The sequence below is a fragment of the Hymenobacter cyanobacteriorum genome (genome assembly GCF_022631375.1).
GTDB classification, from domain to species: Bacteria; Bacteroidota; Bacteroidia; order Cytophagales; family Hymenobacteraceae; genus Hymenobacter; species Hymenobacter cyanobacteriorum.
Genome location: NZ_JALBGC010000001.1, coordinates 1,134,519 through 1,149,130, shown reverse-complemented (window position 1 = coordinate 1,149,130; position 14,612 = coordinate 1,134,519). Strand labels below are relative to the sequence as shown.

Annotated in this window: 7 protein-coding genes; 2 read left to right on the top strand and 5 right to left on the bottom strand. The window is 63.5% G+C overall.

All coding sequences use genetic code 11. From position 1 onward, the window contains the following. Nucleotides 1–99: 99 nt before the first annotated feature. The 4 genes from MON38_RS04825 to MON38_RS04810 all read right to left on the bottom strand — a co-directional run bounded on the left by MON38_RS04825 (nt 100) and on the right by MON38_RS04810 (nt 9,302). Nucleotides 100–3,258, bottom strand: coding sequence for a TonB-dependent receptor (locus MON38_RS04825; RefSeq protein ID WP_241934998.1), 3,159 nt, complete (start codon nt 3,256–3,258; stop codon nt 100–102). 154 nt (nt 3,259–3,412) lie between these two features. Next, a complete protein-coding gene (locus tag MON38_RS04820) occupies nt 3,413–4,528 on the bottom strand; it encodes an inorganic phosphate transporter (protein WP_241934997.1) in 1,116 nt (371 codons plus the stop codon). Nucleotides 4,529–4,785: 257 nt separating this feature from the next. Continuing rightward, nucleotides 4,786–6,654: a M1 family metallopeptidase gene (locus MON38_RS04815; protein WP_241934996.1), complete on the bottom strand. Its 1,869-nt coding sequence runs from the start codon at nt 6,652–6,654 to the stop codon at nt 4,786–4,788. Nucleotides 6,655–6,779: 125 nt separating this feature from the next. After that, nucleotides 6,780–9,302, bottom strand: a complete 2,523-nt coding sequence (locus MON38_RS04810; protein WP_241934995.1) for a PAS domain-containing hybrid sensor histidine kinase/response regulator — start codon at nt 9,300–9,302, stop codon at nt 6,780–6,782. 432 nt (nt 9,303–9,734) lie between these two features. On the opposite strand from MON38_RS04810, the gene MON38_RS04805 reads away from it, so the two are divergent. Together MON38_RS04805 and MON38_RS04800 are read left to right on the top strand one after the other, a co-directional pair. Further along, the gene (locus MON38_RS04805) at nt 9,735–12,074 is read left to right on the top strand and encodes a mechanosensitive ion channel family protein (protein ID WP_241934994.1); all 2,340 of its coding nucleotides are present in this window, start codon (nt 9,735–9,737) and stop codon (nt 12,072–12,074) included. Between the two features lie 108 nt (nt 12,075–12,182). Further along, complete coding sequence (locus tag MON38_RS04800; RefSeq protein ID WP_241934993.1) at nt 12,183–13,106, top strand: NAD-dependent epimerase/dehydratase family protein; 924 nt, start codon at nt 12,183–12,185, stop codon at nt 13,104–13,106. Nucleotides 13,107–13,187: 81 nt separating this feature from the next. Here the strand turns inward: MON38_RS04800 and MON38_RS04795 are convergent, their stop codons facing one another. Beyond that, a complete protein-coding gene (locus tag MON38_RS04795; RefSeq protein WP_241934992.1) occupies nt 13,188–14,600 on the bottom strand; it encodes a DUF3500 domain-containing protein in 1,413 nt (470 codons plus the stop codon). Nucleotides 14,601–14,612 lie beyond the last annotated feature (12 nt).

Genomic DNA, 14,612 nt, shown 5'->3' with positions numbered 1-14,612 from the left:
CACTGCGCAGTGCCGGGGCTTTGTGATAAAATAACGTGTCTGGTTTTGGCAGGACGGATTGCTTCGCTGCGCTCGCAATGACAGGCGATGGCCGAAGCCCTAATTAAACACGTACCGCAGCCCCACTTGCCCCTGCCAGCGCGAGTTGATGGGGTCCGTTTGCCACGGGGTGCTGGTGGGGTTGCGGAACTGGTACACCGGCTGGTTTTTGGCCGCATCGATGCGCACAAAATCCATCAGGGCGTAGCCCGAGTTGTTGAGGTTGGGCACGAAGTATTGCAGACCCCACTCGCGGTTGAGCAGGTTGCCGAGGTTAATGAAATCGAAAGAGACTTCGAGGCGCTGCGAGCCGGTTTTGGTGAGGGGCACCTTGGCGATAAGGCGCAGGTCGAGCTGCTGCGTCCAGGGGGTGCGGGCGGCATTGCGCTCGGCGTAGGTGCCGCGGCGGGTGCCCAGGTAGGCGTCGTTGGCGATGTATTGGTCGAGCTGCGCGTACTGCTGCGCGGCCGACACCAGCACTGTGTTGTTGGGGTCGGTGATGTCGGCCAGCTGGATTTGCGAGGCGTCGGCGGGCACAAACACGAGGTCGTTTTTGGCCGAGCCGTCGCGGTTCACGTCGCCCTCGTACACGAAGGAGAAGGGGCTGCCCGAGCGGGCAATGTAAATCAGGTTGGCGCTGAGGCTGAATTTGTCCTTCACCGGCATGGTGTAGGCCAGGTTGCCGATGAACTTGTGGCGCAAGTCAAAGTTGGAATAGGCCAGGGCGGGGTCGTTGGCCACCAGGGCCTGGTTCCACTCGTAGTTGGCGGCCGGCGACACGCGCACGCCGTTCACCACGTCGCGGCTCACGCCGTAGCAGTAGCCCAGCGAGGCATCGAGGCGGTTGGGAATGCGCTTGGCCAGCGTGAACGTGGCGTTGTAGTTGTAGCCCCGCGACGTGTTGCTCATCACAAACACGTTGGTAAACGTGGGGTCAATTTTGGCGGCGTTGCCGGTAGTGGCAAAGTAGGGCCGGTTATCTGCTCCCGAGAACGTGGCTTTGTTGTCCTTGAAATTGATGGACTGGAACAGCACGCCCGTCACCACTTTCGACACCAGCCCTTCGGCCGTGAAGCTCATTTCCCAGGGCAATTTCACGTCCACGGCCAGCGACGATTTCCAGTCGCGCGGCAGCCGGAAGTTGTTGTCAATCAAATTGATTTCGGCCAGGCCGGGCTGCAGGGCCTGCAGGTTGGCGAGGTTTTCGGCAATGGGCAGCACGCCGGTGGGGCGATAGTCGATGTTGTGGTACGGGTCGCCCGAGATGTAGTGTGCGTAGGCGTACCACACAAACGGAATGCGGCCCGTGAACAGGCCCGTGCCGCCGCGCAGCTGCACCGTATTGGCCTCATTCAGCGTGTAGTTGAAGCTGGCGCGCGGGTTCAGCTGGGGCACGCCGCCGAACTTGTTCTGGTACTGGTCGAACTGCGGGTTGCGGGCCACTTCGGGGTTGGTGGGCACCTTGTCAGGGTGCAGCTGCATGTCCACGCGCAGGCCCACTTGCACGCTCAGACGGTTAGTTACCTGGTAGTCGTCCTGGGCGTAGGCACTCAGCAGCATCACCCGGAAATCGGCCGACGGAATACTGCGGTTATAGTTGGGGTCGTTGTTCTGGATGTTGTACACGCCGCGCACCCGGTTGGGCCGGTCCTGCAAAAAGGCATCGACCGACGAGTACTGCCAGCGCCCGTTGAAGGCCGTGAGGAAGCGGTATTGAATGCTGTTCAGCTCGTTGGTGGTGCCCAGCGTGAAGGTGTGGCGGTTCTTGAAAATCGTCAGGTTGTCCGTCAGCTGCATGGTGCTCAGGCCCGAGCCGTACACGGCCGCCTCGCGGTAGGTACCGGCGAAAATGGTGGTCGAGGTGTTGTAGTTGATTTCGAGGTGCGGGAAGATGCGGCCGTCGTAGGCGCGGTTTTCGTTCACCGTGTTCAGGCCCGCAATCAGCTGGTTCGAAACGTGATTGCTGAATGTGCTCTTAAGCTCGGCCACGAGGCTGTTGGTGCGGCTGTTGTGCCGGAAACCCTGGTTGCCGAAGTTCAGAATGTTAGCCGAGCGTTCGAGGTTATCGGCGTAGCCGGTCACGAAATTGTCGCGCAAACTCAGCCGATGCTTGTCCGAGATATTATAGTCGAGGCGCAGCAAAAACTTGTCACTGTTGCGCTGAATGGTGGCCGCGCCGTAGGTGCCGGGGTCGTAGCCGTACTGGCTTTTTAGCTTGTCGCTGATTTGCTTGGCCACCTCAACGGGCACGATGGCGCCAGCCTCGCCGGGGGCAAACAGCACGGGCTCCTCGCGGCGCTGGTTTTCGTAGTTGGCGAAGTAAAACAGGCGGTTTTTGATGATGGCCCCGCCCAGGCTCGCGCCCGACTGGATGTCGTAGTAGCTTTCAATCGGCTTGCGGTCGGCATCCACGCTGCGACCGGTGATGAGCTGGTTGCGCGCGAAGCTGTACACCGTGCCGGCCAGGCGGTTGGTGCCGCTCTTGGTCACGGCGTTGATGTTGGCCCCCGTGAAGTTGCCCAGCGTCACGTTGAAGGGCGAAATCACCACCTGCATCTCATCAATGGCATCGATGGAAATGGGCTGGGTGCCCGCCAGCGCCCCCGGCGTGCCCGAGGCCACCGTGCCCGCCGCCCCGCTCGCTGGCTCCTGAAAGCCTAGCACGTCGTTGGTCGCCATGCCATCGATGCTTAGGTTGTTGAAGCGGTAGTTGGTGCCGCCAAACGAGTTTTTATTGCCCTGCGGCATTAGCTTCGTGAGGTCGCTCAGGCTGCGGTTCACCGTGGGCACACCCTGGATGGCCTCGCGGCTCAGGTGGTAGCTCTGGCCGTTTTTGTCGGCTGCAAACGGGTCGCCTTTGCGGCCGGTCACGGCCACTTCGCCCAGCTCGGTGCTGCTTTCCACCAGCGCAAACGTCTGGCGCGTCACCTTGCCCAGGCTCAGATACAGGCCCTCGCGGCTCTGCGCGGTGTAGCCCACGTAGGTCACCTGTACGGTGTAGGGGCCGCCGGGCTTCAGGTTGTTCAGCAAAAACTTGCCGCTGGGGTCCGACTGCGTGCCGCTGCGCGTGCCCGTGGGCTCATGCGTGAGCAGCACCGTGGCCCCGGGAATGGCTTCGCCCTTCTGGCTGGTCACGGTGCCCTCAAACACGCTGGTCGTAACCTGGGCGCGGGTGAGGAAGGGTAGGAGAAGTAAGAGGAATGGGAAGAGGTGTTTCACGAAATAAAGAGGAGTAGAAAATTAGAACGTCATGCAGAGCGCAGCGAAGCATCTCGCATGGGGTAGTAATTCAAGCGTTGTATTCTTATTGATTAGTTGAAGCACGCGAGATGCTTCGCTGCGCTCTGCATGACGGCCTTTTGCAGGCCGTTCATCAAAATCCAAACGCCCGAATGGCCGCGTACAGCCCCGCGCTCAAGAACGCAGCCACGGGCAGCGTGAGCAGCCAGGAAAGGCCAATTTTGGCGATTTCGCGGGAGTTTGCTGTGCCGTTCACCAGGCCGATGCCGTAGATGCTGCCCACCGAAACGTGCGTGGTGGACACCGGCAGGCCCAGCTTGCTGGCAAAAATCACCAGCGCACTCGTTACCAGGTTGGCGGTGAAGCCCTGGCCGTGGTTGAGGCGCGAGATTTTCTTGCTCATCGTGTCGGCCACTTTGCGGGCGTTCAGCCAGCCGCCGATGGCCATGGCCACGGCCAGAATCAGCACGTTCACGGGCATGGCGAAAAACTTGCACACCAGCAGCAGGCCCAGCAGCTTGGGCGTGTCGTTGAGGCCGCGGGCGAAGCTCATGGCGGCGGCGCTGGCGTAGTGCAGCCCGTTGATGAGCGGCTGGAAATCAAGGCCCAGGAACTTGCCCTGGTAGAGGTTTTGGCATTCAGCGGTGCTGGCCACGGTGCCCTGCAGGGTGGGCAGCGCGGTGAAGGCGGCCGTGGGCGCGCTGGCTACCGGCACCCAGGTTTCGCCCACGCACACGCAGCTTTCTTCGGTGATGCCCGCCGCCCGCCGGCCCTGCCGAAACAGCACGTACACGAGGCTGCCCAAGCCCACGGCCAGCACCGGCCCGGCCACCAGCGGCAGAAAAAACGTGCTGCCCAGCTTGGCAAAATTTACGGCCGGCCCCACTGCTACCAGGCCCGCGCCCACCAGCGCCCCCACCAGCCCGTGGGTGGTCGACACCGGGAAGCCGTAGCGCGTGGCCAGCAGCACCGTGAGGGCCGCGCCCAGCGCCACCGCCAGCACAAACGCCACCGACCCGATTATCTCGTCCGGTACCAGCCCCTTGCCCGAAAAGTTCTTAATCAGCTCCTCCGCAAAGAAATACGAGCACACCGAGCCGGCAAACGTGGCCACCGTGGCCAGCACCAGCGCCGGCCGGTACGCCAGCGTGCCACTGCCCCAGAGCGTGGCCACGCCCTTGAAATTGTCGTTGGCCCCGTTGGAGTAGGTGAGTAGGAGTACCGCCAGAAAGAGAAGAATTAGCAGCATAGAAACGGGTTGGGTGAATATGGAAATTCCCGCTTTCGTCCCACGAAAACGGGAATTTCTGCCGAATCTACGGCGGGCCGGGTCTGGTTAGATTGGTTGTATTACCAAAATGTTTCTTTGGCTTGGATAATATCGTCTGTCATGCTGAACGCAGTGAAGCACCTTATCACGTCGGAACGGTTTGTCCTGACGTGATAAGGTGCTTCACTGCGTTCAGCATGACAGACGATACCGCCTGCTCATTAAATCTGGCGCGACTAGCGCGCCGCCGACACGTTGTCCTTCTCGTTGGCATCCATGAAAATACCCCCGTCGAGCTTCACCGATTTCACCGCTTTGGGCGTGGTGATGACGGCCTGCTGCTGGTTGGCGCGCCACACGGCGGCGGTTTGGTGCAGGGTTTCCTTGGTGCCGTCGGCGTATTCGAGCTGCATGTCGAAGGGAGCCGCGAAGCCGCCCACGTTATTCACTGTCACGCTGGTGCCCGAAATCGGGCCCACGGCTAAATCGATGTAGCCGTTGGTGAAGAACCAGTTGTTGAAGAACCAGTTGAGGTCCTGGCCGCTGGCGTTGCTCATCGAGTTGAAGTAGTCCCACGGAATGGGGTGCTTGCCGTGCCAGCGGTCCATGTACTCGTGCAGGGCTTTCTTGAAGAGGGCATCGCCGAGCATATCCTTCAGGGCCAGGTAGCTGAGCGAAGGCTTGCCGTAGGCGTTGTTGCCATAGCCGGCCTTCAGCTCGCTGCTGGGCGTGATGATGGGCAGGTCTTCGGCTGTGGCCGCGTCGTGAATCCAGCGGTTCACGCGGAACATTTTGTAGAGCTTGTCGGCGGCCTCTACTCCGTTTTCGGTGCGACCGATGAGCAGTTCAAACGTGGTGGCCCAGCCCTCGTCCATATAGGCGTAGCGGCTTTCGTTGATGCCCATGTAGAAGGGGAAGTAAGTGTGTGCGATTTCGTGGTCCTGCACGAACTGCGCAAACTTGGGGTCCTTCTGCGGGCTGTCGTTCACCATCATCGGGTATTCCATGTCGGCAAAGCCCTGGAACGCCGTCATTTTAGGGAACGGATACGCCACGCCGGGCCAGTTATTCGGGTTCGAGAACCAGCCCAGCGCGTACTGCGCGTTCTTCACCGATTGCCGGAAATCAACCGTGGAATCAGCATACGCGGCCTGCACGCTGGCGCGGCGCTTGGCCTTGGCATCCACTACCACGCTGGCCGCGTCCCACACGTAATGGTCGCTCAGGCCGAAGGTGACGTCGGAAATGTCCTTCGCGGCCCATACCCAGGTGTTCATCGGCTGCTGGGCGGTGATGCTCTTCTTGGCCAAATCGGCGGCGGTGGCCACGTGAATAACCGCGTCGCTGGTCATCGACTGCTTGAGGCGCTTGGCGGCGGCCTTCTGCAGCACCTGGTCGGGGTTTTGCAGCATGCCGGTGGCCCACACGATGTAGTTGGCCGGCGCTTTCACGCGCAGGGTGTAGTCGTTGAAGTCGTTGTAGAACTCCTTGCTGTCGACGAAGGGCAGGCGGTCCCAGCCGTTGTAATCGTCGTACACCGCAATGCGCGGGTAGAAGTAGGCCAGGAAGTAGGTGGTGGGGTCAATCATACCCTCGCGGCCGCTTTCCACCGAAATGGGGAAGTGCCAGGCCACGGCAAATTTCACCGAATCGTGCGGGGCCAGCGGGCGGGGCAGGCGCACGCCCGGCGCGGTGCCCAGGTTTTGCGGCAGGGGCTTGAGCTGGCCGGCCACCTGGAAGCTGTCAATTACCACTCCGCTGGTGAGGTAGTCGGCGGCGGCGTCACCGTCACGCGAGGCCCCGGGCTTGTGAATGTTCTGGATGATGCGCAGCACCACCTGGCGCAGCGTGTCGGGGCTGTTGTTGGTGTAGGTGATGGTTTCGCGGCCGCGAATGTCGCGGGCCGGCGGCGCGGCTTCAACGGTGATGTTGTAGCGGGCGCGGTTTTGCCAGTAGCGGGGGCCGGGGCGGCCATCGGGGCTGCGCGTGCCTTTGGCGAAGGCCTGCTTGATGTCGCGCGGCATGTAGAGCGGCGGCGTCGTTTGCGCGGCGGCCGTTTCGGCGAGGCCGGCGAGCAGGAGAAGTGTCAGAAGGGGTTTAATCATAGCAGAGACAGACGGGATAACATGGCAAGCGTTGCAATGTAGCGCGGACGCTGCGAGTCCGCGCCTGGGCGGGGTGCGTAAGCTTCAATTAGGAACACCCTACTACTCAAGCCTGCGCCCAGCGCTTACGCCGTGGTAGGTCCGCGCCGCGTCAGGCGCAGAAGCCAGTCGCACAGCTCGGCTTCCTCGAAGGGCTTGGTGACGCAGCCATTCATGCCCGCATTGAGGTAAGCGGCGCGGTCGGTATCGAAAGCATTGGCGGTGAGGGCGATGAGCGGCGTAGCGGCGCGTCCGAAGTGGGCATGGCGGCGCAGGGCCATAGCTACTTCCACGCCACTCAGGCCGGGCATGTGAATGTCGAGCAAGGCAGCGTCGAAATCGTGGGTGGTGAGCTGGGCTAGGGCCTCGGTGCCGGTGCCGGCGGTGTGCACCTCCACGCCCCAGTATTCGAGCAGGGCCCGCGCAATCAGCTGGTTCACCACGTTGTCTTCGGCCAGCAGCACGCGCAGGCCGCGCAACGCCTCGTAGGTGGCGGGCGCTTCGGCCGCAACGGCCGGCGCTGTGGGGGCGGCCGGCGCGAGCGGCAGGCTAAGCACAAAGGAAAACGTGGAGCCTGCGCCGGGCTGGCTGCACAGCAGCAGCGTGCCACCCATTTGCCTCACCAGCTGCTCGGTGATGGCCAGCCCCAGGCCCGTGCCGTCGAACCGGGCGTTGGGGCCGGAGGCGGCCTGGGCGAACGACTCGAAAATGCGCTCCTGCTGCTCGGGGGCGATGCCGGAGCCGGTGTCCTGCACCCAGAAGCGCAGGCGTTGGGCCTCGGGGGGGCCGGGCAGCAGGGCCACGCCCAGGCGCACGCTGCCCCGCTCGGTGAACTTGATGGCGTTGGAAAGCAGGTTGAGCAGGATTTGCTGCAGGCGGTAGGCATCGCCCAGCAGCGGCTGGCCGGGGGGCAGCGCGGGTTCCAACGTCAGCGACAGTCCTTTCTGCTCGGCCAGCGACGCCACGATTTCGCTGGCCCCCTGCAACAGCGCGCCCAAGTCGAAGGGCGCGGCGTCGAGGGCCAGGTGGTGGGCGGTGATTTTAGCCAGGTCGAGCACGTCGTTTATCAGCGTCAGCAGGTGGCGGCCCGAGCGCTGCATAATGCTCAAATACTCATGCTGCACCGGCGTGAGCGGCATTTTGCGCAGCAACTGCACCATGCCCAGGATGCCGTTGAGCGGCGTGCGGATTTCGTGGCTCATGCGGGCTAGGAATGCTTCTTTGGCCTGCGAATTGGCCTCGGCCACCTGGTTGGCTTCTTTGAGGGCGGTAATGTCGGTACTCACCACCAGCACGTCGGTGCCGCTTTCGGGCTGCGGAAAGGGCGACATGTGCACCCGCAGGTGGCAAATGCTGCCCGAGTTCAGCAGCAGCGCCAGCTCTGCGTCGAGCGACTGGCCGGTGTCGAGCACCCAGTTGCGCCAAGCGGCGATTTTTGCCATCTGGGCCCGCACCGCCTCGCTCTGCTCGGCCGGTGGCCGCATGTGCTGGCTTTGAGCCGCCAGGACCGTGAAGGCGGCATTGCGAAATTTGACCTCGCCCGCGGCCGTGATGACGTACACCACATTGGGCAGCGCGTCCACAATCAGGCGGATAAACTGCTGCTGGGCGCGCAGCTGCACCTCGGTTTTGCGGTGCTGCTCCTCGGCCTCGTAGCGCTCGGTGATGTCGATGCTGGAACCCACCACCAGCAGCACCGCACCGGCGGCATCGTACACGGCTTTGAGGCCGCGCAGCATGCGCCGTGGGCCCTGGGCGGTGGTGGCATCTTCCTCCCAACCGATGGCTTCGCCGGTTTGCACAGCGCGGCGGAAGTGGGCCTCGCGCTCTTCCAACTGAGCCGGGGGGCGGCCGCTCAGGGTCAGAAATTCGGCGTGCGTGAGGTCCAGCATCTGCTGGCGGAAGGCGGGGCTGGCCACGGCCGCCGGGTTCACGAACAGGAAGCGCTGCTCGGCATCGAACACCACAAGCTGCACCGGCAGGTGGTTGAGAATGGCTTCGTAGAACTCGCGCTGCCGGGCCACCAGCTCCTCGGCCAGCTTGCGCGCTGTGATGTCGAGGCCGGTCATGATGAAGTATTGCGGCTGGTTATCCGCGTCCAGTATCGGGGCAATGTTAATCAGCATGCTGTACTGGCGGTCGGCCTGCACCACGGTTTCTTCCCAGCTGAGGGCGCGCTGCTCGGCCCGGGCCTGCTCCAGGTAGGCCTGGCGCCGCGCCACGATGTCGGCCGGACGCTGCAGCAACTCGCTCAGCGCCTGCACCGTCTGGCCCCGGTACTGCTGCCGGGCCACGGGGTCGGACACGCCCAGCTGGTTGGCAAACACGTAGCGAAATTCTGTATCGATAACCGCCACCGATACCGGCAGATGTTCCAGCACCAGCTCATAAAAAGTGCACTGCCTGGCGTGCTGCTGCTCGGCCTGGGTGCGGGCCGCGAGCTGCTGTTCGAGGCGTTCGGCCCGGCTGTTGGCGGCGGCCAGCTGCTCGGCCAGGGCATTGGCGCGGGCTTCGGCGGCGGCCAGCGCGGCCCGCAGCTGCGCCTCGCCCGATGGAGCATCGGCGGGTATGGCCTGGTCTGCAGAGGCGGTTGAGTGGGAAGGCTGCATCAGACAAACTGAGTGGAAAAGACACTGGCAGCGCAGCCCGCCGCAAAGAGCAGCGGGCACGCGAAAGGGCGGTAGTCAGCAGGTCAGCGCGAGGGAAGAAGGTTAAATATCGGATAAACATATGAATTCAGATGGTGAGCGGTATAAAATGCCCGTTGAAAGCGAAACGCTTCCGGCGCTGCTTGCGCAAAGCATCGGTTTGTAATGCTTGGTTGGGTTCGGCCGGTGCAGATAGTGAATTTCTACCCCAACTCCTCATGTTGCAGCAGTAGGAGCTGCGCTGGCGCATGCTGGGTGGCCCGGTCGATGCAATTCCCCCGTTCGGCGGCAGAACGCCGGGCTGCATCTTTTGCTGAAATTCGGGCCGGCTTTTCCCATCATTCGGGGCGTACTTTTCCGGCCTAAAGCTCCAGTATGCCCGTTCTAAATCCCTTGCCTGCTTTCGTAAAGTCGATAATAACCTGTCTGCTTCCGCTGCTGCTGGGGCTGCTGGCCGTGGCTCCGGCCCAGGCTCAAAGCACGGTTGTCAAGGAAGACAGCATGGCCGTGGATACCACCGTGGCCCGCGACGATTCGTACCGCCTCGAAGTGGGCTACACTACGCTTAGCGGTATTTCGGGGCAGGTGCGCAAGGTGTTCGATACGCGTGGCCTGGCCGAGGACTTGCCCGACGTGGTGGAGAACCTCAAGGCCATTCAGTACACCCTCAAGCAGAAGGGCGAAGTGGTCGACATCAAGCAGCTGCAGATGTGCCAGCTGATGCTGGTGACGCTGCAGGAGCAACTGGCCGACTGGCGCACGGCGCTGGCCGGTGCACACACGCAGTTGGCCGCCATGCAAACCAAGCTCAACACCATTGCCCCGCCGCCTCCGCGCCGCGCTAACCCCGATGTCACCGAGCTGGCCCTGGAGCGCTCCGATTCGGCGCTGCTGGCGCGGCAGCAGCGCATTGGTGGCCTGCTGGCGAAGCGGTTGCTCAAGGTGAAGCAGCTGCAGACGCAGGTGGCGGCCAGCTACATCCAGGGCATGGAATTGCAGGACGAGGTGGGCGACCAGCTGCGCCGCTACAGCCGCACCACGGCCAAGCTCAACTACCCGCCGCTGTGGGAAGCCGGCGCCATGCCCGCCCCTCCCGCCGACCCCAAGGCCCGCAAAGCCGGCCAGTACCGCCGCGAAATCATCAACTTCTACTTCGCCAACAACTGGGACAACTGGGCCTACATGGCTCTCATCGGGCTGGTGTTCTACGGCTGGGTGTCCTTCAACTACCGCCGGGCCCGCAAGCAGGAGCTGGCCATCACCGAGCCGTTTCGCTACCTGCGGCCGGGGCCCGTGGCGGCCACGCTGGTGGTGATGTTCAGCCTCGCGCCGGCCCTGGAGCTGCACCCGCCGCCCATCTACCTGGCGCTGCTGCAGCTGCTGCTGCTGGTGGCCCTCACGGCGGTGTTTGCGCGGAGCTGGCCGCGCCGGTTTTTTGGGTACTGGCTGGGGCTGGTGGCGTTTTTTGTGGGGCTGAGCGTGATGAATGCCAACGCCGCCACCGGCCTGCTGGCGCGCTGGGGCCTGCTGGGCCTCAATGCGCTGGCCGTGGGCGTGGGGGCGCTGCTGCTGTGGCGGCTGCGCGCCACGCTGGCCCAGATGCGCTTCCTCATTCCCATCACCTGGCTGTTCATCGGGCTCAATGGCCTGGCCATCATCTGCAACGTGGTGGGGCGGTTGAGCCTGGCCAAGATGTTCAGCACGGCGGCCATTTTCGGGCTCACGCAGGGCATCGGGCTGGCGGTGTTTATCGAGTCGTTCACCGAGGCGTTTCACCTCCAAATCCTGTGCAGCCGAGGCAGCGAGGGCGATACGGCGGCCTTCGACTACGACAAGATTGAGCCCCAGCTCATGCGCCTGCTCACGGTGCTGGCCGGCGCGCTCTGGCTGGTGGTGTTCACCTCCAACCTGAACGTGTACAACGCCATCTACGGCTTCTTCGAGCACGCCCTGACGGCCCCGCACACCATCGGCAGCACTGTTTTCACGTTCGGCAACATCCTGCTGTTCTTCCTCATTCTCTACGTTTCGGCGCTGCTGCAGCGCTACATCGGCTACTTTTTTGGCGAGGTGAGCGACGACAGCTCCGACGCGCGGCGGCGCGGCTCGTGGCTGGTGGCGCTGCGGCTGCTGCTGGTGCTGGTGGGCTTCGCGCTGGCCACGGCCGCCACGGGCCTGCCGCTGAGCAAAATCGCCATCGTGTTCGGGGCGCTCAGCGTGGGCATCGGCCTGGGCTTGCAGAGCATCGTGAACAACCTGGTGTCGGGCATCATCCTGATTTTTGAGCGGCCGTTTCACGTCGGCGACTTCATTGAGGTGGCCGGGAAATCGGGCCGGGTGCAGGATATCGGGATTCGGTCGAGCAAGCTCACGTCGGTGACGGGCTCGGAAATCATCGTGCCCAACGGCGACCTGCTCTCCAACCACGTCATCAACTGGACCCGCACCAACGACCACATCCGCACCGACCTGTCGCTGAAGCTGGCCCCCGGCGTCGACCTGCAAACCGACCTGCAAAAGGCCCGCGAGCTCATTCAGGAGGAAATCAAAACCAGCCCCTACACCATGCACAACCTGCCGCCCGAAATCCTGCTCAGCAGCATCAACGGGCAGGTGTACGAGCTGAAAGTGCTGTTCTGGATTACCAACATCCGGCAGGAGCAGCTCACGAAAAGCGAGATTCTGGCTGGGATTTATCGGCGCTTCACGGCCGAGGGGCTGACGTTGAGCTAGGCAGTAGCGCGGAATTTGTAGTCCGCGTGTCCGCGACGTCAAAACCGTTTAGGGGCGGCCCAGTGGCCTTGATGCCCGTATAGGGAGCCTTCACCTTATTCGTTTTTGATGAAACCAACCAATCAAACCACCCGGCCGCGCGTGCTCGTGACGGGCGGCACCGGCAAGCTGGGCCGCGTGTGCGTGGCCGATTTGCAGGCCCACGGCTACGACGTGTTCGTGGTGGACACCGTGGCGGCCGATAAAAGCGTGCCCCACATGGTGGCCGACCTCGCCGATTTTGGCCAGACACTGGATGCGCTGTCCTCCGTGGGCCAGGAGATTTACGCAGGCGTGGGCACGCAGGCGTTCGACGCCGTGGTGCACTTGGCGGCCATTCCGGCCCCGCGCCAGTACCCCGATGCCCACACGTTTCAGAATAACATGATGAGTACCTACAACGTGTTCGAGGCAGCGCGCCGACTGGGCATTCGCAACGTAATCTGGGCCAGCAGCGAAACCACGTTGGGCGAGCCGTTTGATGAAAAAGCGCCCTACGCGCCCGTGGATGAGGACTACCCGCTGCGGGCCAAAAGCGCCTACGCCCTAGCCAAGATTCTGATGGAGGACATGGCCCGCCAGTTCTGCTACCAGACGCCGGATATGAAGCTGGTGGGCCTGCGCTTCAGCAACGTGATGGAGCCGGCCGACTACGCCAAATTCCCGGCCTACAACGACGACCCGCAGGAGCGCAAGTGGAACATGTGGGCCTACATCGACGCCCGCGATGGGGCCCAGGCCATCCGCAAGGCCGTGGAGTGGCAGGCCACCGGCATGCACGCCTTCATCATCGCCAACGCCGATACCGTGATGTCGAAATCGTCGGCCGAGCTGATGGCCGAAGTATTCCCCACGGTGGAAGTGCGTAAAAAGCTGGGCCGCCACGAAACGCTGCTTTCTATCGAAAAGGCCCGCCGCGAGTTGGGCTACGAGCCCGAATTCAGCTGGCGCGACGCCAAAAGCAAAGCCCCGGCAAAAGCAAAGAAGGAGTAGCCCTACGCTCCTAACAACCAAAAACGGCCCGCCTGGAATCTCCGGACGGGCCGTTTTTTATAGTAGCACCAACGGCAGCAGTTACTGCACCGTGACGCGCTGGGTGGCGGGGGCCTGGCCGTCGGCCTGCACGCTGAGCAGGTAGAGGCCGGGCGCGAGGCTGTTCAGGGGTACTTCGGCGGCGCTGCCGGCGAAGGTGCGGGTGAGCACGGCCTGGCCCAGGGCGTTGCGCAGGGTGTAGGTGGCGGCGAAGGCGGGCGTGGCGAGCTGCACCTGCAGGGCCTGGCCGGCGGGCAGCGGGTTCGGATACACCGAGAAGAGGCGGGCAGCTTCGGCGGCTTTGGTGCCCGTGACGGTGGTGTAGAAGTTGCCGCCGTAGTCGCGGGCGCGGTCGCGCCACACGGTGTGGTAGTGAATCTGGCTCTGGTACACGACGCCGCCCTGGCACACGAACTCAATCCAGACGTTGGGGCCGTCGATGCGCACGTAGTCGGATTGCGCGGTGAGGTTGCCGGTGCCCGAGTAGGCGATGTAGGTGCCGGCCAGTTGGCTGGTGTAGGTGGCGAGCAGGCTGACGGCGGTGGCATCGTCGGAGTCCTGCACCCAGGGGCGCATGGCATCCACCACTAGCTGCTGCTGGGCGGCGCTGAGCGTGCTCACGGCCAGGCCCACTTTGGTGGCCGGAAACTGCCCGTTGCCGTTGGGCCCGAGCACCACGTCGTTGAACGTCTGGCTGAGCTTGGCGGTGGTTTTCTGGGCGGCGGTGAGGCCGTTGAGCATGGCCAGCATGGCGGTGCCTTCGTTCGAGAGCGGGGCGCACACCGTGCCGGTGGGGAGCACGTTGGCGTTGGCCGTGGTGAAGGTGAGCGGCTCCACGCCCTCGAACTTGGGCGAGGCCCCCGTCACGGTGCCGTTGCCGTAGGTGATGTTGGTGGCCAGGTGGTGGCCGCCGAACTGCAGCATCCAGGTGCCGGTGGTGCTGGGCGTGCCCAGGAAAGCAATGAGGTACACGCCGCTGCCGTAGGCCGAGCCGCCGCCGTTGGCCGCCAGGTTATCGTCGGCTGCCCGAATCTGCTGAATCTCGTTGAAGCCGTCGCCCGCCACGGTGCCGGTGGCGGCCTGCACCACGGCCAGCGCGGCCGTCTGCTGGGCAGCGGTGAGGCCATCGAGCCGCAGGCCGATGCGGTTGGTGGAGTTCACCGGCAGGTTCGACCATTTGGTGACGGTGGTGGAATTGAAAGCCTGCAGCAAAGTGGCCTGCTGGGCGGTGCTAAGCGTGGCGATGAAGGCGTTGGCGGCATTCACCACGTCGGTCACGGAAGCGGTGGCTTGGGTGCCTTTCAGGGCTTTGGCTGCGGCGGGCGCGGCGGGCATCTGCACGGCGGCGGGGCGCACGGCGTATTCGGCCGGGGGCGGCGGGGCGAAGAATTCGAGCACCCGGTTGAAGGCCGGGGCGGCGATGAGCAGGGGCGCTGCGAGAAGGTATCGGTTCATGAGATAGGGGAG

Coding starts and splice junctions, on each gene's coding strand:
- MON38_RS04820 (WP_241934997.1), bottom strand. CDS start 4,528: ATGCTGCTAATTCTTCTCTTTCTGGCGGTACTCCTACTCACCTACTCC.
- MON38_RS04815 (WP_241934996.1), bottom strand. CDS start 6,654: ATGATTAAACCCCTTCTGACACTTCTCCTGCTCGCCGGCCTCGCCGAA.
- MON38_RS04810 (WP_241934995.1), bottom strand. CDS start 9,302: ATGCAGCCTTCCCACTCAACCGCCTCTGCAGACCAGGCCATACCCGCC.
- MON38_RS04800 (WP_241934993.1), top strand. CDS start 12,183: ATGAAACCAACCAATCAAACCACCCGGCCGCGCGTGCTCGTGACGGGC.
- MON38_RS04795 (WP_241934992.1), bottom strand. CDS start 14,600: ATGAACCGATACCTTCTCGCAGCGCCCCTGCTCATCGCCGCCCCGGCC.